The 21,109-nt window shown below is 36.8% G+C and carries 26 protein-coding genes and 5 tRNA genes; 26 read left to right on the forward strand and 5 right to left on the reverse strand.

The window, feature by feature from the left end; all coding sequences use genetic code 11:
- The first annotated feature begins 18 nt into the window (after positions 1 to 18).
- The 5 genes from PF327_RS05790 to PF327_RS05810 all read left to right on the forward strand — a co-directional run bounded on the left by PF327_RS05790 (position 19) and on the right by PF327_RS05810 (position 5,727).
- Positions 19 to 837 (forward strand): glycosyltransferase family 25 protein, encoded by an 819-nt coding sequence (locus tag PF327_RS05790; RefSeq protein WP_289401686.1) that lies wholly within the window; start codon positions 19 to 21, stop codon positions 835 to 837.
- Between the two features lie 55 nt (positions 838 to 892).
- A complete protein-coding gene (locus tag PF327_RS05795; protein ID WP_289401687.1) occupies positions 893 to 1,828 on the forward strand; it encodes a glycosyltransferase in 936 nt (311 codons plus the stop codon).
- 13 nt (positions 1,829 to 1,841) lie between these two features.
- Positions 1,842 to 2,789, forward strand: coding sequence for a glycosyltransferase family 2 protein (locus PF327_RS05800; RefSeq protein WP_289401688.1), 948 nt, complete (start codon positions 1,842 to 1,844; stop codon positions 2,787 to 2,789).
- Positions 2,789 to 3,538, forward strand: coding sequence for a glycosyltransferase family 2 protein (locus PF327_RS05805; protein WP_289401689.1), 750 nt, complete (start codon positions 2,789 to 2,791; stop codon positions 3,536 to 3,538). Before PF327_RS05800 ends, PF327_RS05805 begins: the two co-directional genes overlap by 1 nt.
- Before the next feature lie 77 nt (positions 3,539 to 3,615).
- Positions 3,616 to 5,727 carry an STT3 domain-containing protein gene (locus PF327_RS05810; protein WP_289401690.1) on the forward strand — a complete coding sequence of 704 codons (2,112 nt, stop codon included), beginning with the start codon at positions 3,616 to 3,618 and terminating at the stop codon, positions 5,725 to 5,727.
- Positions 5,728 to 5,729: 2 nt separating this feature from the next.
- Here the strand turns inward: PF327_RS05810 and PF327_RS05815 are convergent, their stop codons facing one another.
- The gene (locus PF327_RS05815) at positions 5,730 to 6,746 is read right to left on the reverse strand and encodes a glycosyltransferase family 4 protein (protein ID WP_289401691.1); all 1,017 of its coding nucleotides are present in this window, start codon (positions 6,744 to 6,746) and stop codon (positions 5,730 to 5,732) included.
- 131 nt (positions 6,747 to 6,877) lie between these two features.
- Between PF327_RS05815 and PF327_RS05820 the strand changes: the two genes are divergently transcribed.
- Together PF327_RS05820 and gltX are read left to right on the forward strand one after the other, a co-directional pair.
- On the forward strand, positions 6,878 to 7,075 hold the full coding sequence (locus tag PF327_RS05820; protein ID WP_289401923.1) for a ComEA family DNA-binding protein: 198 nt from the start codon (positions 6,878 to 6,880) through the stop codon (positions 7,073 to 7,075).
- 140 nt (positions 7,076 to 7,215) lie between these two features.
- Complete coding sequence (gene gltX / locus PF327_RS05825; protein ID WP_289401692.1) at positions 7,216 to 8,604, forward strand: glutamate--tRNA ligase; 1,389 nt, start codon at positions 7,216 to 7,218, stop codon at positions 8,602 to 8,604.
- 16 nt (positions 8,605 to 8,620) lie between these two features.
- Here the strand turns inward: gltX and PF327_RS05830 are convergent, their stop codons facing one another.
- Positions 8,621 to 9,268 carry an MqnA/MqnD/SBP family protein gene (locus PF327_RS05830; protein WP_289401693.1) on the reverse strand — a complete coding sequence of 216 codons (648 nt, stop codon included), beginning with the start codon at positions 9,266 to 9,268 and terminating at the stop codon, positions 8,621 to 8,623.
- A gap of 108 nt (positions 9,269 to 9,376) precedes the next feature.
- On the opposite strand from PF327_RS05830, the gene PF327_RS05835 reads away from it, so the two are divergent.
- The 4 genes from PF327_RS05835 (at position 9,377) to PF327_RS05850 (ending at position 12,168) form a co-directional block, all read left to right on the forward strand.
- Complete coding sequence (locus PF327_RS05835; protein WP_289401694.1) at positions 9,377 to 9,598, forward strand: MoaD/ThiS family protein; 222 nt, start codon at positions 9,377 to 9,379, stop codon at positions 9,596 to 9,598.
- A 2-nt stretch (positions 9,599 to 9,600) separates the two neighbouring features.
- Positions 9,601 to 10,035 (forward strand): molybdopterin synthase catalytic subunit, encoded by a 435-nt coding sequence (locus PF327_RS05840; RefSeq protein ID WP_289401695.1) that lies wholly within the window; start codon positions 9,601 to 9,603, stop codon positions 10,033 to 10,035.
- A gap of 8 nt (positions 10,036 to 10,043) precedes the next feature.
- A complete protein-coding gene (locus PF327_RS05845) occupies positions 10,044 to 11,249 on the forward strand; it encodes a molybdopterin molybdotransferase MoeA (RefSeq protein WP_289401696.1) in 1,206 nt (401 codons plus the stop codon).
- A gap of 265 nt (positions 11,250 to 11,514) precedes the next feature.
- Complete coding sequence (locus PF327_RS05850; RefSeq protein ID WP_289401697.1) at positions 11,515 to 12,168, forward strand: LexA family transcriptional regulator; 654 nt, start codon at positions 11,515 to 11,517, stop codon at positions 12,166 to 12,168.
- A gap of 166 nt (positions 12,169 to 12,334) precedes the next feature.
- Here PF327_RS05850 and PF327_RS05855 read toward each other — a convergent pair whose 3' ends face one another.
- A complete protein-coding gene (locus tag PF327_RS05855; RefSeq protein ID WP_289401698.1) occupies positions 12,335 to 12,673 on the reverse strand; it encodes a TraR/DksA family transcriptional regulator in 339 nt (112 codons plus the stop codon).
- A gap of 192 nt (positions 12,674 to 12,865) precedes the next feature.
- Here PF327_RS05855 and PF327_RS05860 point away from each other — a divergent pair, with 192 nt between their 5' ends.
- Positions 12,866 to 13,228: a DUF309 domain-containing protein gene (locus PF327_RS05860; protein WP_289401699.1), complete on the forward strand. Its 363-nt coding sequence runs from the start codon at positions 12,866 to 12,868 to the stop codon at positions 13,226 to 13,228.
- Positions 13,212 to 14,486, forward strand: a complete 1,275-nt coding sequence (locus tag PF327_RS05865) for a SagB family peptide dehydrogenase (protein WP_289401701.1) — start codon at positions 13,212 to 13,214, stop codon at positions 14,484 to 14,486. The genes PF327_RS05860 and PF327_RS05865 overlap by 17 nt, the downstream gene beginning before the upstream one ends.
- A gap of 15 nt (positions 14,487 to 14,501) precedes the next feature.
- On the opposite strand, the gene PF327_RS05870 is transcribed toward PF327_RS05865, so the two are convergent.
- On the reverse strand, positions 14,502 to 14,834 hold the full coding sequence (locus PF327_RS05870) for an SUI1 family translation initiation factor (protein ID WP_008245841.1): 333 nt from the start codon (positions 14,832 to 14,834) through the stop codon (positions 14,502 to 14,504).
- Between the two features lie 110 nt (positions 14,835 to 14,944).
- Positions 14,945 to 15,679, reverse strand: coding sequence for a YaaA family protein (locus PF327_RS05875; RefSeq protein ID WP_289401702.1), 735 nt, complete (start codon positions 15,677 to 15,679; stop codon positions 14,945 to 14,947).
- A gap of 157 nt (positions 15,680 to 15,836) precedes the next feature.
- Here PF327_RS05875 and PF327_RS05880 point away from each other — a divergent pair.
- The 13 genes from PF327_RS05880 (at position 15,837) to rplL (ending at position 21,102) form a co-directional block, all read left to right on the forward strand.
- Positions 15,837 to 15,913 (forward strand) — tRNA-Thr (locus PF327_RS05880).
- A gap of 49 nt (positions 15,914 to 15,962) precedes the next feature.
- Positions 15,963 to 16,047, forward strand: a tRNA-Tyr gene (locus tag PF327_RS05885).
- A gap of 22 nt (positions 16,048 to 16,069) precedes the next feature.
- Positions 16,070 to 16,145: transfer RNA gene (locus PF327_RS05890), tRNA-Gly, on the forward strand.
- 118 nt (positions 16,146 to 16,263) lie between these two features.
- Positions 16,264 to 16,338 (forward strand) — tRNA-Thr (locus PF327_RS05895).
- A 123-nt stretch (positions 16,339 to 16,461) separates the two neighbouring features.
- A complete protein-coding gene (gene tuf, locus PF327_RS05900) occupies positions 16,462 to 17,670 on the forward strand; it encodes an elongation factor Tu (protein WP_289401703.1) in 1,209 nt (402 codons plus the stop codon).
- Positions 17,671 to 17,721: 51 nt separating this feature from the next.
- Positions 17,722 to 17,874: a 50S ribosomal protein L33 gene (rpmG, locus tag PF327_RS05905; RefSeq protein ID WP_008245833.1), complete on the forward strand. Its 153-nt coding sequence runs from the start codon at positions 17,722 to 17,724 to the stop codon at positions 17,872 to 17,874.
- 51 nt (positions 17,875 to 17,925) lie between these two features.
- Positions 17,926 to 18,001 (forward strand) — tRNA-Trp (locus tag PF327_RS05910).
- A gap of 18 nt (positions 18,002 to 18,019) precedes the next feature.
- A complete protein-coding gene (gene secE / locus PF327_RS05915; protein WP_008245831.1) occupies positions 18,020 to 18,199 on the forward strand; it encodes a preprotein translocase subunit SecE in 180 nt (59 codons plus the stop codon).
- Between the two features lie 8 nt (positions 18,200 to 18,207).
- Positions 18,208 to 18,738 (forward strand): transcription termination/antitermination protein NusG, encoded by a 531-nt coding sequence (gene nusG, locus PF327_RS05920; protein WP_008245829.1) that lies wholly within the window; start codon positions 18,208 to 18,210, stop codon positions 18,736 to 18,738.
- Positions 18,739 to 18,772: 34 nt separating this feature from the next.
- Positions 18,773 to 19,198, forward strand: coding sequence for a 50S ribosomal protein L11 (rplK, locus tag PF327_RS05925; protein WP_289401704.1), 426 nt, complete (start codon positions 18,773 to 18,775; stop codon positions 19,196 to 19,198).
- A gap of 64 nt (positions 19,199 to 19,262) precedes the next feature.
- Entirely contained in the window at positions 19,263 to 19,967 is a 705-nt protein-coding gene (rplA, locus tag PF327_RS05930) for a 50S ribosomal protein L1 (protein ID WP_008245825.1), read from the forward strand.
- Positions 19,968 to 20,163: 196 nt separating this feature from the next.
- On the forward strand, positions 20,164 to 20,649 hold the full coding sequence (gene rplJ, locus PF327_RS05935) for a 50S ribosomal protein L10 (protein WP_289401705.1): 486 nt from the start codon (positions 20,164 to 20,166) through the stop codon (positions 20,647 to 20,649).
- Between the two features lie 81 nt (positions 20,650 to 20,730).
- Positions 20,731 to 21,102 (forward strand): 50S ribosomal protein L7/L12, encoded by a 372-nt coding sequence (gene rplL / locus PF327_RS05940; RefSeq protein WP_008245819.1) that lies wholly within the window; start codon positions 20,731 to 20,733, stop codon positions 21,100 to 21,102.
- Positions 21,103 to 21,109: the final 7 nt, after the last annotated feature.

Below are 21,109 nucleotides of genomic sequence, written 5' to 3' on the forward strand. Positions count from 1 at the left end.
TATAAAGGACGAAAATAAATGGATTATAAAGAAATTCCAATTTTTATTATAAATCTAAAAAAAGATAAACAAAAAAAAGAGAATATGCAAAAGTATTGTGAAAAAAACAAGCTAACACCAATATTTACAGAAGCTATATACGGTGATGAGCTAAGCGAAGACACAATATCACAAGTTTACTCTAAAGACTTAGCTTTAAAATATTTTGGTAGAGAATTAACAAAAGGTGAAATAGGCACTGCGTTAAGTCACTTAGAGATATATAGGCAAATTATAGATCAAAACATCCAGGAAGCTTTAATCTTAGAAGATGATGTAGATTTTAAAATAAATCATCAAGACTTGATAGATATAGTAACGAAATTACCTAATGATTGGGAGTGTATTATGCTTGGGCACCATACAAAAAGGTCACGAGATATAGATACATTAGCTTCCTTTTGGAATAAAATACAAATAAATGACAAGCTAAAATGTGTACGATTTGCTGAGCAGCCTTTTGGTGGATATGGTTATATTATAAATAAAGATGGTGTATTAAAGAGGTTAAATGATTTTAAAATTATAGATAGACCTATTGATCATTGGGATGATAAAAAACTCAACTTGTATGGTGCTTATCCATCGATTATTAAAATAAATGAATATTTCTCAGACTATAGCTCTTTGGATCTAGAAAGAAGTAAGATGGATGAAACAACAATCAGAACATCTTTTGAAAGATTTAAAGATAGAATACAATTACTTTTAAGAACGTTACACCTATTTGAAGCATTTTTCATTTTAAAATCTTTTTTTATACAATTTAAAATATTGAATAAATATAAATCTCACTAAGAAAGATACAATATATGACCTATAAATCAGATAGTATAAAATATGTGAGAATATGATGAAAAACTGTTTAGCACCAATAGTTATATTTACCTACAGAAGACTTATTAATCAAACTATTGAAAGTTTGTTAAGTAATGAATTAGCTCAAGATAGTGAATTATATATTTTTTCTGATGGAAGTAAAAATGAAAATGACTTAGAAGATGTAATTGAAGTACGAAAATATTTACAAACCATAGAAGGTTTTAAAAGTATTAAGATTATTGAATCTGAAGTAAATAAAGGTCTTGCAGACTCAATTATTGATGGGGTAACGCAAGTTATTGATAAATATGGAAAAGTCATTGTTCTGGAAGATGATTTAATAGTATCTACAGATTTTTTAGAATATATGAATGGTGCTTTAAATTTTTATGAAAAAGACAAAAAAATCTGGTCTATATCTGGGTATGGGCCAAAGTTACCATGTCTTGCAAATTATAATGATGATATATATCTTACGGTTAGAGGATCATCTTGGGGTTGGGCTACATGGAAAGATAGATGGAATACTATCGATTGGCATATAAAAGATTGGAATACTTTTCAGAAAAACAAAGATTTGATTGAAAAATTTAATTTAGGTGGTAATGATCTGTATAAAATGCTTGAGTTACAAATGCTTGGTAAGATTGATTCTTGGGCGATACGATGGTGTTATAATCAGTTTAAATTTGATTCTTATACTGTTTATCCTAAAAAATCAAAAATCATTAATGATGGATTTAGTGATGAAAAAGGTACACACAATAGTGGGGTAAATAACAAATGGATTACAGAACTCGATAACAAAACAATAACCTTTAACGATACTACTATCAAAAAAGAAATTATTGAATGTTTTCAGCATTATCACAATTTGAGCTTGATAACAAAGATAGGATATTTTTTAAAAAAAAATACTGGCTATAAAATAGCTAAGAAATTCTATAAATATTTAAAAAATCAATAAAAAGAAGGAATTCATGACAAAATTAAAAGTATCAATATTGATTCCGACTTATAATTCAGAGAGATATATAGAAGAAACTATTGAAAGTGCATTATCTCAGACTTATAAGGATTTTGAAATAATAATTGTAGACAATGCGAGCAGTGATAAAACTTGGGAAATAATGCAAAAATATGCACAAGAGTATAATAATATTAAAATATTTAGAAATGAAGAAAATATCGGTCCTATCAGAAATTGGATGAGATGTATTGAAGAAGCATCTGGAGAATATGGCAAAATACTTTGGTCGGATGACTTGATAAAAAAAACATTTTTGGAACAAACAGTTGATATCTTAGCGAAGAATCGTGATGTAGGTTTTGTCCTTACTCCGGCAATTCTTTTTGGAGATATCTCAAAAGAAAAAATATTTTATACTATTACCAAGAAAAGTGGTATATATTGTACAACAAGTTTTATAGAAGGTGTTTTACTTGATAAAGATTATCCAAGTTCACCAGCTTGTGGGTTATTTAGATTAAAAGATTTAAAGAAAAATTTATTATTAAAAATTCCAAATCGTTTTGATAGCGATGCAAGCATACATGCGATAGGGAATGATTTATTAATTTATCTTTTAACGGCTAAAGATTATAAAAAATTTGCCTATGTCAATGAACCACTTGCTTTGTTTAGAGCGCATGATAAATCTATATCGACAAGTACCCAAAAAACAAAAATGGTTCTAAATTATGACATAGCAAAAGCATATTTTGTTGATAATTTTATAGATAATGTGCAATTAATTAGAAAATTCAATGCTCTATTATGGCTACATAATAAAGTTTTTAAAACAAATCAAGATATTAGTAAGTTTTATTTTAATAATAAAGAATATAAAAAAGATTTTGTGTTTTTAATAAAACATCTTTTTACTTTTGATGCGTATATAAAAAGAGCATTTAGAAAGTTCTTTTAATGAAAATATCAATCATAACAGTAGTTTGGAATAACAAAGAGACCATAAAATACGCAATAGACTCAGTTTTAAATCAAACTTATAAAGATATAGAATATATTATAGTAGATGGTGCAAGTAGTGATGGTACAGTTGAGGTTGTGCAAAGTTATGGAGATAGGATCACTAAGTTTATAAGTGAACCAGATAAAGGACTTTATGATGCTATGAATAAAGGTATAAAGTTAGCTACTGGAGATGTTGTAGGAATACTGAATAGTGATGATTTTTATATAGATGAATTTGTCATAGAGAAGATTGTTAAAATATTTCAAGAGAAAAAAGTAGATAGTGTATTTGCTGATTTAGTATATGTTAAGCCTGATAATCTGGGAAATATTGTACGTTATTATGATAGCAGTAGTGGTTTTCCAAATAGATTCCAATATGCATTATATCCAGCACATCCAACATTTTTTGTTAAAAGATGGGCCTATGAAAAATATGGGCTATATAAAACAGATTATAAAATAGCAGCAGATTTTGATGTTATGGCCAGGTTTTTATATACTAGGAAGATTTCATTTAGCTATTTAAAAGAGCCTATTATTAAAATGAGGGTGGGTGGTGTTAGTACATCGTTAAGCAGCATATGGATCAATAGTTTAGAGCAACTAAGAGTATGTAGGGAAAATAATATAAAAACCAATATATTTAAGATATTGCTTAAGTATCCAATTAAAATATTGGGTTTCTTTAAAAAGAGATAGTACTAACTTTTTTCTCACCGACATTAAATAGATATCATGTATAATGCAAAGATAAAATTGTGAAGGTTGATAATAGAATGAATAGTAAAAATGGATATGGAACTAAAGAGATTCTGTGGATGATAATTGTCGCATATGCATTTAGTTTTGCAATACGTATGATTTGGGTCTATCAATTTCAAGACAATCCAAACTTTTTTTGGAACAATCAATTTATGATCAACACCAATGATGGATATACTTGGGCGGCAAGTGTTCAGAATATCCTTTATGGTATGCATAAAACCAATCCACTTATACGTGATATATGGGCTAATGGTATTATATTCTTTACCGTCCTTTTTGCAAAGATCACACCATTTAGCTTAGAAACCATCATTCTTTATATGCCTGCATTAATATCTAGTTTAGTGGTAATACCTATTATACTTATTGCAAGGCTGTATAATCAAGCACTTTGGGGATTATTTGCTGCGCTGCTAGGTTCAATCGCATGGAGTTACTATAATCGTACGATGATTGGTTATTATGATACCGATATGTTCTCAGCTATGGCTCCAATGTTCATTCTTTATTTTTTAATGAAAAGCACAATGGATTTTAATTTACGGAGTGCATTATATGCAGCTATTGCAATAGCACTTTATCCATTCTTGTATGATGCTGGACAATCTATAGTTTATGCTATGGGTATTATATATGCATTGTATATGATCTTTTATCATCGTAATGATAATACTACGTATCTATCTTTAATTATAGTGTTTGTAGCCCTCATTCCCTTTCCTTTAATGGATCCATTTAGTTACATTACAAAAGTAGTTGTACTTATTACCCTATACTTTATATTAAAAAAATTATCTATAGAACAGAAAATATTGATGATTGTCTCAAGTATATTATTTATTTTGTTTATGTATTATGGAGATGTCTTCGGATTAATACTTCGTAAAGTAATGACTTATCTTGCTACGGGAACGTCGAGTGAAGGTTTGCACTTTTACTCGGTAGTGCAAACCATTAGAGAAGCAGGCCAAATTCCATTTTCTACTTTTGCAAATAGAATTTCAGGTTCACAAATTGGGGTCATTCTTTCTTTTGTGGGATACATAGTGTTGGTCGTAAGACACAGGGCATTTATCTTAGCACTACCACTTATAGGCATAGGTGCTTTTGCTTTATGGGGCGGACTTAGATTTACTGTGTATGCCGTACCCATAGCGGCAATGTCTGCTATTTATCTGTTTCATGTCATTGTGACAACAATTTCAGATAAAAAGAGTATCTACATAACTGCAATGACTATATTGACTACGAGTATGTTGTACCCGAATATTGCACACATCATCGAATATAAAGTGCCTACGGTTTTAAATAAAGCAGAAGTTGAAGATCTTGATGCATTAAATAAAATTGTTAACGATAAAGACTATACTTTGGCATGGTGGGATTACGGGTATCCTATCTGGTTTTATGCCAATACAAATACAATTATAGATGGAGGGAAACATCAGAATGACAACTTCATCATATCGAAGATTATGCAGACAGCTTCTCCTGAGTTAGCAGCAAACTTAAGCCGTTTGGCTGTAGAAACTTATGTTGATTCAGGTTATAAAAATATTGCAGACACACTATTTAAAAACAGACAAGAAGATCAGCTTGATCCAAATCTTCTTTTATCTGAATTGGACAGTGGTACCTATGCAGTTCCCAAAAAAACAAGAGATATCTATCTCTATCTCCCATACAGGATGATGAGGATTTTCCCTACTGTAGCTGTTTTTGGTAATTTGGACTTGACAACAGGAAAAGAAGAACGAAAGATCGCTTTTTATCCTACACAGGCGGTAAGTAACAAAGAGGGGTTACTTACTTTCAGTAATGGCATTGTGTTTGATATAAAGAGAGGGGTGATCAAGTTAGGTCAGCAAGAAAAAGATGTGAAGCATTTTATAGTAACACAAAATACAAAAGATGGCAAGTTACAACTGCAGTCCCAGGTCTATCATGCTGATGGTGAATATGTGGTAGTTTATATGAAAAGTTATGGACAGTTTGTTATCATGGACAGTGAAACGTTCAATTCTATGTATGTGCAAATGTTCATGCTTGAAAAATATGATAATAATCTTTTTGAACTGGTCGTTTCATCACCCTATAGTAAAATTTATAAACTGAAAATATAGGATCAAGACTGCTTCTTTAGAGCAAATTCTTTTTTATAAAGATATCGGTAAAGTAGAGTATAGCAACCGATAAAAACCAGTACAATAAGAAGATTTGCTTTAGAGTTATGGGCATAGAGGGTGGCACAAAAAATAAAAGGTGCCGTACCTAAAACAATGAACACTGATGTGAGCGGGTTGTTATGGGTGATATGTTTATAGATAAGCATATGTAGATGATACTCGTCTGGTTCCATAGGAGAACGTTTGGCTTTTCTTTTTCTGTAGATAGAAAATAGTACTTCCCAGACAGGATAGATCAATACAGCAAGAATGTACCATGGGCTGACTGTAGCATAATTACTTGCAAGGAAAATCCCTATCAGTGCTGTAATGAACCCAAGTAAATAAGCACCTCCATCCCCAAGAAAGATCTTCCCTTTAGGGAAATTGACCACAAAGAAGGCGAGTACTGCTGAAGTAACGATCATAGATATTTGTAGGATTTCATGACTTTCTACCTGTACAGCTGTAGTACTGAATGAGAGAAGGATCAGTAATACAATACCTGAGGCAAGTCCATTGAACCCATCGATAATATTGACAGCATTCATTAATCCTACAATACTAAAAATACTGAATAATACCCCACTCCAATACGGTATATGAATATCAAGACCCAGATAGGTAACGACAGAACCGGTTAATAAAACAGCACTTGTGGCAGCAATTAACTGTAATAAAAGTCGTCTTCTTGGACTTAATGAATTATGAAAGTCTTCAAAGATACCGCTTAGGAAGGCAAGGATTATGGAAAATAGAAGTTTCCATCCTAAGGGTGTTAGAAGAAGAAAACACATACCTACGATAATACCAATCCCTCCTGCCCTTGGCGTAGAAAAATGATGAAAGTTTTGAGGCTTTTCCTCTGTATGGGAATCAATAAAGAAGTCATGTCTATGAGAAAAATGGATTACCAAAAATTGTAAAGTAAAAGATAGGATAAATGCACCTAGGATGGACGATTCTAGTTGATTCATGGTTGACCTTTTTGGGCTAATTCTATCACAATCGACATTAAAAATATTTTTTGTATAAAATACCTCTTTTTTAACCCTATAAGTATAGTTAATATTGTAATATAAAAAGTTATATTTTAATATAACTAAAAATAAATTTATCAAGGAAACTACAAGGAAACTACGCATCCAAAGAAGAGTTAATGGAAGTGAAAGGTATCGGTGCTGCTAAAGCAGATGCTATTATTGAAGAGAGACAAAACGGTAAATTTACTTCTTTTGATGATTTTCAACGCGTCGAAGGAGTTGGTGAAAAGGCTGCATTTAATGTAAAAGAGCATGTTAAGTAAAGCTCAAACATTGAAAAATACAAATGATTAGTCAGAAGTGCTTTAGCCCTTCGGCTTCTCCTCCTCGTTAAAAATATAATCCTCTTTAACCACATTTTTGCTACAATTCACTAATTTATTTTTAGACTTAAGGCATGATCATGACAGTTACACGTTTTGCACCTTCTCCTACAGGGTATCTTCACATTGGTGGGCTTAGAACAGCACTTTTTTCCTGGCTTACTGCACAGCACAACAAGGGTGAGTTTTTACTCCGTATTGAAGATACCGATATGGCACGTAATTCTGAAGAGGCGACAGAAGCGATACTCAAGGCATTTGAATGGGTCGGTCTGAGCCATGATGGCGAAGTGGTCTATCAGTCTAAAAGATTTGATCTTTATAAAAAATACATTGATCAGCTTCTTGAAGAGGGCAAAGCCTATAAGTGCTATATGAGTAAAGAGGAGCTTGATGCTTTACGTGAAGAGCAGATGGCGAAAAAAGAACGTACACGTTATGATGGACGTTATCGTGATTTCACCGGTACACCACCAGAAGGTGTTGAACCGGTGATCCGTATCAAAGCTCCGCAAGAGGGGACCATCTCTTTTGTGGATGGTGTAAAAGGTGAGATGAACATTGCCGCATCTGAAGTAGATGATTTTGTCATCGCTAGAGCAGACGGGTCACCAACGTATAATTTTGTTGTAGCCATAGATGATGCATTGATGGGACTGACAGATGTGATCCGTGGGGATGATCACCTTTACAATACGCCTAAACAGATCGTAGTCTACAATGCTTTGGGGTTCCCGATCCCAAAGTTTAACCATGTTGCAATGATCAACAATGAACAAGGTAAAAAACTCTCTAAAAGAGATGGGGCTACGGATGTCATGGATTATAAAGAAATGGGATATCTCCCTGAAGCACTTTTGAACTTTTTGGTCCGTCTTGGCTGGAGTCATGGAGACCAGGAAATTTTTAGTATTGAAGAGATGATAGCGCTATTTGATCCTAAAAATATTAACAAGAGTGCATCCAACTATAATCTAGATAAACTGCTTTGGTTGAATTCTCACTATATTAAAAATACGCCAAACGATCAGCTTGCCATACTTCTCAAAGATTTTGGGGTGGATATCCATGGGCACGATAAGCTTGAATTGCTTCTTGATGCAACAAAAGAGAGAGGGAAAACACTCGTAGAGCTTGCAGAGCAGATCAATCTAATACTTACAACACCTACGCAGTATGATGAGAAGGCTTCCAAAAAAGCGTTTAAAGGTGAAGCCAAAGAGATCTTGAATGATTTTGCTTTGATGTTAAAAAGCTGGGATAAGACACTGCACCTTCCTTGTGATTACCATGAAGTGATGGAAAAAATTGTTGAGACAAAAGAGATTGGTTTCGGGAAGATCGGTATGCCGCTTCGTGTGAGTCTACTTGGTTCGATGACAGGATCTGGGCTTGATGAGATCATGGCTATTTTAGGTGTGGATGCAACGGTATCACGTATAGAAAGGGCGATTCAAACCATAGAATAGTTTGTAGGGTATAAACCTACAAACGTCTGGTTTTATCTAAAAATAACTTCAAAGATTTCTTTGCTTTGTCATCCATTTGATAATGGATATGACTCAAATACCAGGTAAGCTGTTTGGGTGTGATACCTCTTTTTTTCGCTTCTTTTTTGAGGATGTATTGTGGGATCTTTACTTTGGTTTGTGAAAATGCACGCGCCATTTTTTGTATAGCTTCTTCATGTTTATTGTAGCAGAGCCTGGCAAAGACAAAAGGAAGTCCGGTCTCTTTGTACCAGGCTTCAGCCAAGTCAATACCTTCTCCCTCATGTAGATAGTGTTTGAGGGCAGCATCTCCTATAAGCACTTTTCCTTTAAGACCTAACAGGTGTGCAAGTTGATTGGAAGTCGCTGATGCAGGATCCATTTCACTTTCCCCTTCTAAAAGTAGAACACTATAGACTTTTTGATTTGCGATAATACCTAAATCCGTACATTTACATTGAGCTGATTCAACAGAAGAGATAAATCCAGCATTGATCTCTCTTCTTTTGAGTGCTTTATTGATCTGTGAAGGTACAGCACGTTTGTAGCGAAAGGTCATTTTAGAGGCATTGTTAGAGATATAGCGTTTTAAGAAGACTTGAAAAGGCAGTAGATTAAGATAGCTGATAGACCCGAATAACACAGTGCAAAGCTCCTCTCAAAATCCTGTTTAAGCGTAATTATAGCAAACAACTTTTATAATCGCGTCATTATTGGGGATGAAATAATCCCTATTTTGAAAGAGTTATTTATGGTAAAAGTAGAATTTTTAGGTCCTATCGGTAAAGCACCGATGGAGATGGAAGCCTCGACATTGGCAGAGGTTTCGGCACAACTCAAAACAGATAGCAGTTTGATTCAATGGTTGGATAAATGTGCAGTAGCACTAAATGATACGATGGTGAACGATCTGGCAACTGAACTTAAAGATGGTGATAGAATTTCTATCTTGCCTCCTGTGTGTGGTGGATAAGCGTGGAACTTTATCATGGTCCGTTAGATGTTAAAGAGATATTCGGGCGTTGGCTCGATGGAGAGGCCGAGTCAAACTATGGGGCTTATATCCCTTTTGTAGGAACGATACGTGCAGAAGATGGTATAGAAGCACTGAGTTTTGATATCTATGAACCTGTGCTTAAAAGATGGTTTGAAGCATGGGAGGAAAGGGCGGCTAAGCGTGGTGCAGTCGTAAAGATGGCACACTCCATTGGGGATGTTCCTGTACATACCTCTTCTTATGTGAGTGCGGTATTTTCTCCTAAACGCAGAGTAGCACTAGAGCTGATTGATGAGTTTGTTGAAGACTTTAAAGCCAATGCACCTATATGGAAATATGATGTAAAAAATGGTAAGCGTATCTACGCTGCTGATAGAAGCACTCCTATGGATGGTGCTGGATTGTTAGGATAAGGATAGAAATGGCATTTATGCACTTTGATGAATCAATGCAGATGATAGACGATCTTGCTATCAAAAATTATAAAACAAAACAACTCCCTTTAATGGAATCACAGGGATTTATACTCGCAGAGGATATTGTAGCAGATCATAACTCTCCTGAGTTCCCAACTTCTGCGATGGATGGGTATGCGGTTATCCATAAAGATCTCAGTCTTGGTAGACTACATATCGGAAGCATTAATCCTGCTGGATCTGACTTGAAAGAAGAAGTGGTAAGCGGTATGTGTATCAAGACGTTTACCGGTTCATTGATGCCACATGGTGCTGATACGCTCATCCCGATAGAAAATGTAAAAGTAGATGGTGATGAGATCATCATCAAGACAGAAGTACCACAAGGGTTCTCTGTACGTGAACCGGGAGAGAACTATGCGAAAGGACAGATGCTTATCCCCAAAGGGACGAAAATCGACTTTCCACAGATAGGGGTGATGGCAAGCTTGAATATACCACAAGTCACAGTCTATGAGAAGCCAACAGTGGCGATCATCTCTACAGGGTCAGAGTTACTTGAACTTGGTGAAGAACAGACAAGTGATGCACAGATACGCTCATCCAATAATTATATCCTCGAAGCTATTGTCAAGAAATATGATGGTGTACCTTTGCAGTTAGGGTGTATCAAGGATGATAAAGAGACCATCACAAAAAATATTTCTGATGCATTAAATAAAGCTGATATTGTGGTAACCACTGGTGGTGTGAGTGTAGGTGATTTTGACTTTGTGAAAGATGTCATCTATGAGCTTGGGTGTGATGTTGTGTTTAAAGGTGTACGTGTCAAGCCTGGACAGCATATTATGGTTGCACGTAAAGAGGATAAATTTATCATCGGACTCCCGGGATTTGCATACTCTTCTACTGTGACAGCACTGCTTTATCTTGTACCACTCATTGAGAAGTTGCAGCAAGGTCAGAGTGCGATGCACAGGGTCAATGCAACACTCAAAGAGCCGTTTATCAAACGTGCAAAAAAAGCAGAATTTACTGCATGCAACGTCTCTTTAGAAAAGGGAAGATACTATGTTGACTTTGAAGGTAAAAAAGTAGGATCCTCAGCCATTCTTACTAACATGCTTGGCAATGTAGCACTGCTTGTGACCTCTGAAGATGACACTTCCAAAGAGATAGGTGACGAGGTAAGCGTTTTACTTTTCGGGTAAGGACTCTTCTACCTAAATATTATAGAGAGAGGATAGACTCTCTTGCTTTTAAAAACATAGCAAATTCCGCTGCTGTTGTACATCCCATTTTGATCGCATAGCTTAGTAATTCTTTATTTTTTGAGTAGATCATTTTCAATCCTTTGTTTTAAAATATGTCAAATTGTATAAATAAATTGTAAAATATTTAAAAAATATGTCAAATTGTCATACTTTTAAGAAAAATATCTTATAATTTGTCATATATAATAAAAAAGGAGTTGAAATGTTAGTGCTCAGTGAAATTATAGAAAAGTTAAAAGATGTGCTCTCTGAGAGTACAATAGGAAAAAAAGTATTTGATAAAGATGTGGCACATGCTCTGAATATCCCTCAGGCAACCTTCGCGACCATGAAAAAAAGAAACTCCATTCCCTATGAAGAGATACTGGAGTTTTGTGCACTGAAGAAGATCTCTGTGAACTGGCTCTTTTTTGACCAGGCTGTGGATATGCTCAAAGAGGAGACAGAGAAGTTTTTCCAGGTGCACTACTTTTCAGATATCCGTGCCAGTGCGGGAGGGGGTGCAGAGGTCTTTGATGAGAACTATGAAGTGATCAATATCGATGAGAAGATCATGCGTAATATGGTAGGGCTGGGAAATACTGAGCTTGAGGCCATCCATGTGGATGGAGAATCGATGGAACCCACTTTGCAGGATGGAAGTATTGTTTTCATCGATAGAACACAAACCAACATCAATAAAAATGGCATCTTCATCGCATCGACTACGGGAGGGTTGTTCATCAAACGTATCCAGCAGCGTGCAGATGGGATGATAGAGCTTATCTCTGATAACAGTATGTACCCACCTCAGGCGATCGGCCCTGATGAAGTGACGATCGTAGGTAAAGTCGTAGGGAATATCGAAAGCCTATAGTTTTCGATATTGCAAAGCAATCAAGAGCAACCAGTTGCGAGAGCCTACTGCTGACAAGCAACTAAATTGCAGTACAAGTGAGGCATTAAATGCTGAATCGTAAGTAATCTCAGCGACAAGCGTAGCTTTTAGGACTTTGTTCTAAAAGTGTCCTTTATGATGAAGTCTATAATAGATTTGCACACTCGACACATCGTACACTCTCAGGGCGTATACGCATACGTTCTATCTTGATAGGTTCTTCACACTCGATACAGATACCTAACATAGGTTTGTCTATACGTAAAAGGGCATTGGTGAGCCTTGTAAGACGCAGTTTTGATTCATCCATGATCTTGTTGTTGACATGCTGCTCTCCCATGGCTTCCAGACGTGTGAGTCTCCCCAATGAACAGTCCGGAGCAATGGGTTTTACCTTCTCTTCAAGTATGGCGATCTGTTCTTTAAGCGTATGGATACTTGTCTCTATACGCACTTTGATCTCATCTCTTTCTTCTTGCGTCATATCTGGCTACTTTATGCTATATTGGATCTATTATACACGAAATGGAACAAAATATGAAAAGAATCCATTTGTTTTAAGCAAATCCGAAGAGAGAGGTAAGTATCTTGCCTCTAAGGTCAATAGGTGTTTTACTTGACGATAGAAATGTCATGGCACCGACAAATATAGATAGAAAAAGAGTTAAAATACATTATGTTAACAATGAATGATGATCTAGAAGGTGCACTCAAAACGTACCTTGAATTGCTTGATAAAGAAGAATATTTTGAGGCACATGAAGTGCTGGAAGAGGCCTGGCATCCTTTGAGGCTCGGTGGACATCCCTTGGCGAACCTGGCAAAGGGGTTAATCAATGGGGCGATTACATTTGAACATATTAAACGTAACCGCAAAGATATGAAAAAGAAAGCGAAAACAGTTATAGCCTCTTATGAACGACATAAACATTTGTGCACAGAGAGTATTGAGCATGTAGCATTGTTTCAAAAAGCCTGTCAAAAGATCGAGTCTTTGAAAATCAGACATGCTGAGGTTTTTGATGTTTTGGTACCATAGTACAACCAAACACTCCTACAATTCTGTACGCACCAATCCTAACAGGCTCTCTTGGGAGGATCAACCCAGTACCTATAAAAACTATCCAGTACAGTATGAAAAACGAAAATTGGATCTGGAAAAAGAAGCAGACCATTTTCTATACCATATTGCAGGATTGACTGCAAAGAAAAGTTATCCAAGCGGAGAGTATTACCTGCGCATCAACCCTTCTGCAGGTGCGCTCTACCCTAATGAACTCTATTTTCAGGCACGAGGGGTAGAAGGTATAGAAGATGGTATATACCATTATGAAGTACGTTCCTCCTCTTTGACACTGCTACAACGTATTACCAAACAGGAGGGATTAGAACCTTATTTGGGATATAGCACCGCTATGCAAGGGTACCTGTTTTTGGTCTCTGCTGTTTATTATCGTTCTTCGTGGAAATATAAGAACCGTGCCTTCAGATATTGTCTTCTGGATGCGGGACACCTTTTAGGGAGCATAGAAGCATCCGCATTGCTTCAATCGAATGCAGTGGAAGTGCGGTATGATATAGACAGAGAAAAACTTAATCTTATGTTCGGGTTTGGGGAGAGAGAGTGGTTCTTGTCTGGGTGTGCTATGGTGAGACCGATAGAAGGAGAGAAAGTAGACCCCATAGAGTTCTCCCTCCCTTATGTTGAAGCCAGTGGAACCTTTGAACGTAATGCACTTATAGAACAGGCGTATCATGAAACAATGCAGTTGGGATCCTGCAGACGGGAAGTGAAAGCCCCTACGTTTACCTATAATACGACAAAACTCCAAGAGACGATCTTTACACGTAGATCCCAGCGAGGTTTTCAGGAAGGTGCGATCACCAAGGGACAGTTTAATTATATTATGGAAGCGATACACCAGCCTGTACCCAGTGACTGCGATGAAGAGGTCTCTGTGTATGTCGTCATCAACCGGGTGCTTGATATGCCGTTGGGACTCTATAAAGAAGGTGAGTATATAAAGTATGGAGACTTTGCCAGAAAAGCGGGGTATTTGAGTTTGGAACAGTATAGTCTCTCCATGCAGGGAGCGGTAGCCTTTTTCCTCACTTCCAAAGGAGAGAACTATCAGGCACTTTACCAGAAAGCCGGCATTATAGGACATAGACTTTATATGGCTTCACTCTATATGGGTATAGGGTGTTCTGGTATCGGGGCCTATTATGATGACGAGGTCAATGCATTTGTGGAGAATGAGGAAATGGTACTCTATGCGTTGGCGATAGGCAAGTAAGCCCTATGGGGTTATCTAGTGTTTAAACCGATACCCCAAAGCTTCCAAATAGGTACGCAGCAGTTCAGGGATGTCTCCTTGGAACTCCAAAGTGTCATCTTTGAGCGTACCTCCTGTACCAAGCTTTTTTTTAAGCGTTTTGAGCAGAGCCTGAAGATCTGTTTTATCTAAGTAAAAAGGTTTGACGATGGTAACCACTTTACCTCGTCGTTTCTCTTTTGCAACATGCAATTGATGTTTCTCTGGCGGTCTGATCTCTGTAGAGGTTTTTTGAGAGGGTTTCTTTTTATTGTCCGATGACCATCCCTCTTCAAAATGTGCACCCATTTCAAAAAGATTTTCTTTCATCGCTTTTCCTTAATTATAATCTGTATCAAATAGTATACCCAATACAACCATCAGTACTAAAAGAAAAATAAATACTTTATAGAGTGTTGCATCACTAGGGAGTTTCATCTTTACCCTATCTCATAAATGATTTCAGTTTTATTTTTTTTCGTTTGGATCTCTTGAATACTCAGCCCTTCTATAGGCAGTTTCATGAACGCTTCGAGGGTTTCTATACCCGCTTTGGCGATCTCACGCAGGACGATACCTCTATACGCCTTTGCCCAATGACTAACGACTTTCCCCTCTTTGATGAACTTGAGTGTAGTATAGGGTTTGGTGGGTTTATAGAATTTGTCATAAAAACCTGCACGGAGATCCAGTATCTCATCCTCAGCCAGGTATGCTTCCATCAGTTCTGCAGCGTGTTCATGGTAAAACTTCTCTGTTTTGATGCCACCGACAGCCTCTCCCTGTTTGAGTTTATACTCAGGGATGAGGTCTGAAGCACGGATGGGACCAAACAGGTTTGAAAAGAGGATGACATGGCTGTCGATATATGCTTGTGCCTTCTCATCCAATGCATCATACCCCAGATGGTCAAATGCTACACCTGTATATCTTTGAATGGCTTTCATCGTAAGTTCATGAATGATATCTTTTTTGTGTGCAAGGATATCTGCTTCTTTTTTGAGTCCGAACATTTTTGACAGTGTGGGGATATCCCCTTTTTGCAATACATTAGTATAGGTATGCAGGAGTTTGGTTCTGTAAGGCAAAAGCGCTTCAAAGAGTAATGTACTAGGATCGAAAGAGCGTTCTCCACCTGTTTTTTTGGTTTCACTTGGTGCCAGTAGTATTTTCATTCTATATAGCCTATGATCTTCATTTTATGTGGGTGTATTCTATAGAAATTACCTAAAAAAGAGAAATTTTTACAAATTTACCTAAAACCCTTGACATTGAAAACTTTTTTGTCTATAATTCCCGTCCATTTTAAGTATAACAACTTTTAATGATGGTGCTGGTGTAGCTCAGTTGGCTAGAGCAGCTGATTTGTAATCAGCAGGTCGGGGGTTCGAGTCCCTTCACCAGCTCCATGAAAAAATATAATTATCAGTGTTTGACCAGTAATGATTTAAACATTATGGTGAGTTACTCAAGTGGCCAACGAGGGCAGACTGTAAATCTGCTGACTATGTCTTCGAAGGTTCGAATCCTTCACTCACCACCATATGTTAAATCGCATAAAAGATGCGGGCGTAGCTCAGTGGCTAGAGGTCCTGCCTTCCAAGCAGGCTGTCGAGGGTTCGAATCCCTTCGCCCGCTCCATAAACTGGGAGCTGTGTGAATTATGTATTTAACAGACTAATAACTTCACATATAAAAGCTTTCCTTTTTTATTCATTTATGACTTTGACGCACGCATTTAATTATATACAATAGAGTTGCCCATATGGCTCAGGGGTAGAGCACTTCCTTGGTAAGGAAGAGGTCGTGAGTTCAAGTCTCACTATGGGCTCCACCCTCCATGATGGTATGGACAAAAGTATTACAGCTTTGTAATAGTTCTGTCCATATAGGTATGGGGTCTAAGAAAATTTAGGTATAATACTGCCTTTAAATCATATTACGCTAGGAGAATAGCATGGCTAAAGAAAAATTCGAACGAACGAAACCGCATGTTAACATCGGTACTATCGGTCACGTTGACCACGGTAAAACTACATTGACAGCTGCAATCACAATGTGTTTAGGTCTTAAAACTGGTGCTGCAGCAATGGATTATGATCAAATCGATAACGCACCTGAAGAGAGAGAAAGAGGAATTACAATTGCTACTTCTCACGTAGAGTATGAAACAGAAACTAGACACTATGCTCACGTTGACTGTCCAGGTCACGCGGACTACGTTAAAAACATGATTACTGGTGCTGCTCAAATGGACGGTGCGATCCTTGTTATCGCTGCGACTGATGGTCCAATGGCACAAACTAGAGAGCACATCCTTCTTTCTAAGCAAGTAGGTGTACCTTACATCGTTGTATTCTTGAACAAAGAAGACCAACTTGATGAAGAAGATAAAGAAGAGATGTTAGAGCTTGTAGAGATGGAAGTACGTGAACTTCTTTCTGAGTATGACTTCCCAGGTGACGATACTCCAATCGTAGCTGGTTCTGCATTTAAAGCACTTGAAGAAGCTAAAGCTGGTACAGCTGGTGAGTGGTCTGAAAAGATTTACAAACTAATGGACGAAGTAGATGCATACATTCCTGAGCCAGTAAGAGAAACTGATAAAGATTTCCTAATGGCTATCGAAGATATCTTTACTATCCAAGGTCGTGGTACAGTTGTAACTGGTAAAGTTGACAGAGGTACTGTATGTGTGGGTAACGAAGTTGAGATCGTTGGTCTTAAAGATACTCAAAAAACAACTGTAACTGGTGTTGAAATGTTCCGTAAAGAAATGGATTGTGGTGAAGCTGGTGATAACTGTGGTGTTCTTATCCGTGGTATCGATAAAGAAGCTGTACAAAGAGGTATGGTACTTTGTAAGCCAGGTTCAATCACTCCGCACACTTCATTTGAAGCTGAGATCTATGTTCTTACTAAAGAAGAGGGTGGTAGACACACTCCATTCTTTAACAACTATAGACCACAGTTCTACGTTCGTACAACAGACGTAACAGGTTCAGTTCAACTTCAAGAAGGTACTGAAATGGTTATGCCAGGAGACAACGTTAAAATCAATGTTGAGCTTATCGCTCCTGTTGCACTTGATGAAGGTACTAAGTTCGCTATCCGTGAAGGTGGTAGAACAGTTGGTGCCGGTGTTGTTTCTAAGATTATTGCTTAATAACACCATGCAGGAGGCTTGCCTCTTGCGCACTTATCATAGGAGATAACAATGAGAGAAACAGTTCACTTAGGTTGTGAGAAATGTACAAGACGTAACTATCACACCAATAAAAACAAGAAAACGACAACAGAGAAACTTGCTCTTAAAAAGTATTGTAAATGGTGTAAGTGCCATACAGTACACAAAGAGATGAAGCTGTAATCGGAGACTTTTGTTAAATACTATCGGGCTTTGTCCCATAGTATCATTTCTAGGCCAATAGCTCAGTTGGTAGAGCACTGGTCTCCAAAACCAGGTGCCGGGGGTTCGAGTCCCTCTTGGCCTGCCACAAGTAAAGGTAATATATATGGGAAAACTTTCAACATTTATAGCACACGCGAAAGCGGAGATTCATAAAGTTATATTTCCAACAAAAGTACAAGTAAGACAAGCATTTTTAGCAGTTGTTCTCGTAGTAACTGTAATATCAATTTTTTTAGCATTGGTCGACTTTCTCATGTCATCAATCGTATCATCAGTTTTATAGGATAGACAATGGCTTATCAATGGTATGCAATTCAAACATATTCAGGTTCTGAGCAAGCTGTAAAAAGAGCGATCGAACAACTTGTAAAAGATCATGGGATTGAAGAGAAGCTTGAACGTGTAGTCGTTCCTACAGAAGAAGTGATCGAAGTTAAAAACGGCGTAAAAAAGATTACTGAAAGAACATTGTATTCTGGGTATGCTTTCGCACATATAGACCTGGATACTGACCTCTGGCATAAGATACAATCTTTGCCAAGAGTATCTAGATTTATCGGTGAACAAAAGACACCTACTGCACTTTCAGAGGCAGATATCAAAGTGATTTTAGACAAAATGGAGCAAAAAGCTGCACCAAGACCTAAAGTTGATTTTGAAACAGGCGAAATGGTACGTATTATTGATGGTCCGTTCGCAAACTTTACAGGTATGGTAGAAGAGTATGATCTTGACCATGGTAAGTTAAAGTTGAATGTTTCAATCTTTGGTAGAAATACACCGGTTGAAATACTCTACACACAAGTAGAAAAAATACTATAAGACCTAAAGGTCAATTCAAACAAAGGAAGAACAGATGGCAAAAAAGATAACTGAAAAGTTCAAAATGATGATCCCAGCTGGATCAGCAAATCCATCACCACCGGTAGGTCCTGCACTTGGACAACGTGGTGTAAACATTATGGAGTTTTGTAAAGCTTTTAATGAAAAAACAAAAGATAAAATGGGATATAAGATTCCTGTGATCGTTACAGTATATGCAGACAGAAGTTTTACATTTGAAACAAAACAACCGCCTGCAAGTGACCTTATCAAAAAAGCAGCAAACATTAAAAAAGGCACGGATAATCCACTTCTTAACAAAGTTGGAACTATCACTAAAGCAAAATTAGACGAAATTATCGATCAAAAAATTGCTGACCTTAACACAAACGACAGAGAAATGGCAGCGAATATTATTGCTGGTTCTTGTAAAAGTATGGGTGTTGAGATCGTAGACTAGTCTTTTTAAAGACAATCATAACCACATGATTTGAAATGTGGGAGCACATAAAGCGGAGAATAAAATGGCAAAAAAACCAAGTAAAAGAAGAGAAGCACTACTTAAACTAGTAGATGTGACTAAAACATATAGTGTTGATGAAGCAATGGCTACACTTAAAAACCTTAAATCGGCTAAATTTGATGAAACAGTTGAAGTTGCACTTAACTTGAACGTTGACCCAAGACATGCAGATCAAATGGTTAGAGGATCAGTTGTTCTTCCTAATGGAACTGGTAAAACAGTAAGAGTAGCAGTATTTGCAAAAGACGCTAAAGCTGATGAAGCAAAAGCAGCAGGTGCAGATTTGGTAGGTTCTACAGATCTTATCGAATCAATTCAAGCGGGTAACATTGATTTTGATATCGTTATCTCAACACCAGACATGATGGGTGTTCTTGGTAAAGTAGCAAGAATCCTTGGGCCAAAAGGACTTATGCCAAACCCTAAGACTGGTACGGTAACGATGGATGTGGCTAAAGCAGTTGAGAATGCAAAAGGTGGACAGGTTAACTTTAGAGTAGACAAAAAAGGTAACATCCACGCTGGTATCGGTAAAGTTTCTTTTTCAGAAGAGAAGATCAAAGAAAACTTTGTAACACTTCTTGAAACGATCAATAAAGCAAAACCAGCATCTGCAAAAGGTAGATATATCACGAATGGTGCGATTTCACTTACAATGAGCCCATCTATCACTTTAGATACAGCAGAATTAATGGAGATGAAATAATCCATGCATAAAGAAGGCTGTGCCTTCTTTATATTATCTTCAAATAAAAACTACGGGTGTAGTTTTTGTTTGAGGGTAATTTTTACTACTCATTAATCTTAGGTCAAAGATAAGAGGGGCGAAAGCTTAATTAATATATTCGAAAGAATATATGGTCCTTTAGGGGAACCCTTTTAGAGGTCGGAAGGAGAATTATATGACTAGAACTAGAAAAGAAGAACTAGTTGCAGAAATGACAGCAGAGTTTAAAGACGCTGGTGCCATTATCGTTTGTGATTACAAAGGTATGACTGTTGAGAATCTTGAAGTTGTAAGAAATCTTGCAAAAGATGAAGAGATCAAAGTCCAAGTTGTAAAAAACAAACTAGCACGTATCGCATTAAAAAATGCTGGGTGTGAAGATGTTGAGTTTACAGAAACAAACCTTGTAATCTGGGGTGATGCACAAGTTACACCTTGTAAAATCGCTGACAAAGCAGCTACTGATTTTAAAAATACTTTTTCAATCAAAACTGGTTTGATCCAGGGTGAAGTTGCTAGCTTGGAAACCATTAATGCAATGGCTAAACTTCCTACTAGAGACGAGCTTATCGGTATGCTTCTTAATGTTTGGAATGCACCGGTACAAAACTTTACAATTGGTTTGAATGCATTAGCAGCAAAAAAAGAAGAAGAGGCGTAGAGTGGTGAGAGCCACGAGGCTCTTTTAATTTGAAACTGTAAAATGTTTCATTTCATATAATTATAATTTAAGGAATTAATTATGGCAACAACTAAAGAAGATGTTCTTGAGTTTATCTCAAACATGTCAGTACTTGAGCTTTCTGAGCTTGTAAAAGAATTTGAAGAAAAATTTGGTGTATCTGCACAAGCTACAGTAGTAGCTGGTGGTGGAGCAGTAGCTGCTGAAGCTGCTGAAGAACAAACAGAGTTCAACGTTGTACTTGTTGATGCAGGTGATAAAAAAATCAACGCTATTAAAGCAGTAAGAGCGATCACTGGTCTTGGTCTTAAAGAAGCGAAAGCTGCTGTTGAAGAGACTCCATCTGTACTTAAAGAAGGTGTTTCTAAAGAAGAAGCAGAAGACTTCAAGAAACAACTTGAAGAAGCTGGCGCTAAATGCGAGCTTAAATAATTTTTAT

It is taken from the genome of Sulfurovum xiamenensis, assembly GCF_030347995.1.
GTDB lineage: Bacteria > Campylobacterota > Campylobacteria > Campylobacterales > Sulfurovaceae > Sulfurovum > Sulfurovum xiamenensis.

Coding starts and splice junctions, on each gene's coding strand:
- PF327_RS05790 (WP_289401686.1), top strand. CDS start 19: ATGGATTATAAAGAAATTCCAATTTTTATTATAAATCTAAAAAAAGAT.
- PF327_RS05795 (WP_289401687.1), top strand. CDS start 893: ATGAAAAACTGTTTAGCACCAATAGTTATATTTACCTACAGAAGACTT.
- PF327_RS05800 (WP_289401688.1), top strand. CDS start 1,842: ATGACAAAATTAAAAGTATCAATATTGATTCCGACTTATAATTCAGAG.
- PF327_RS05805 (WP_289401689.1), top strand. CDS start 2,789: ATGAAAATATCAATCATAACAGTAGTTTGGAATAACAAAGAGACCATA.
- PF327_RS05810 (WP_289401690.1), top strand. CDS start 3,616: ATGAATAGTAAAAATGGATATGGAACTAAAGAGATTCTGTGGATGATA.
- PF327_RS05815 (WP_289401691.1), bottom strand. CDS start 6,746: ATGAATCAACTAGAATCGTCCATCCTAGGTGCATTTATCCTATCTTTT.
- gltX (WP_289401692.1), top strand. CDS start 7,216: ATGACAGTTACACGTTTTGCACCTTCTCCTACAGGGTATCTTCACATT.
- PF327_RS05835 (WP_289401694.1), top strand. CDS start 9,377: ATGGTAAAAGTAGAATTTTTAGGTCCTATCGGTAAAGCACCGATGGAG.
- PF327_RS05845 (WP_289401696.1), top strand. CDS start 10,044: ATGGCATTTATGCACTTTGATGAATCAATGCAGATGATAGACGATCTT.
- PF327_RS05850 (WP_289401697.1), top strand. CDS start 11,515: ATGTTAGTGCTCAGTGAAATTATAGAAAAGTTAAAAGATGTGCTCTCT.
- PF327_RS05855 (WP_289401698.1), bottom strand. CDS start 12,673: ATGACGCAAGAAGAAAGAGATGAGATCAAAGTGCGTATAGAGACAAGT.
- PF327_RS05860 (WP_289401699.1), top strand. CDS start 12,866: ATGTTAACAATGAATGATGATCTAGAAGGTGCACTCAAAACGTACCTT.
- PF327_RS05865 (WP_289401701.1), top strand. CDS start 13,212: ATGTTTTGGTACCATAGTACAACCAAACACTCCTACAATTCTGTACGC.
- PF327_RS05870 (WP_008245841.1), bottom strand. CDS start 14,834: ATGAAAGAAAATCTTTTTGAAATGGGTGCACATTTTGAAGAGGGATGG.
- PF327_RS05875 (WP_289401702.1), bottom strand. CDS start 15,679: ATGAAAATACTACTGGCACCAAGTGAAACCAAAAAAACAGGTGGAGAA.
- tuf (WP_289401703.1), top strand. CDS start 16,462: ATGGCTAAAGAAAAATTCGAACGAACGAAACCGCATGTTAACATCGGT.
- rpmG (WP_008245833.1), top strand. CDS start 17,722: ATGAGAGAAACAGTTCACTTAGGTTGTGAGAAATGTACAAGACGTAAC.
- secE (WP_008245831.1), top strand. CDS start 18,020: ATGGGAAAACTTTCAACATTTATAGCACACGCGAAAGCGGAGATTCAT.
- nusG (WP_008245829.1), top strand. CDS start 18,208: ATGGCTTATCAATGGTATGCAATTCAAACATATTCAGGTTCTGAGCAA.
- rplK (WP_289401704.1), top strand. CDS start 18,773: ATGGCAAAAAAGATAACTGAAAAGTTCAAAATGATGATCCCAGCTGGA.
- rplA (WP_008245825.1), top strand. CDS start 19,263: ATGGCAAAAAAACCAAGTAAAAGAAGAGAAGCACTACTTAAACTAGTA.
- rplJ (WP_289401705.1), top strand. CDS start 20,164: ATGACTAGAACTAGAAAAGAAGAACTAGTTGCAGAAATGACAGCAGAG.
- rplL (WP_008245819.1), top strand. CDS start 20,731: ATGGCAACAACTAAAGAAGATGTTCTTGAGTTTATCTCAAACATGTCA.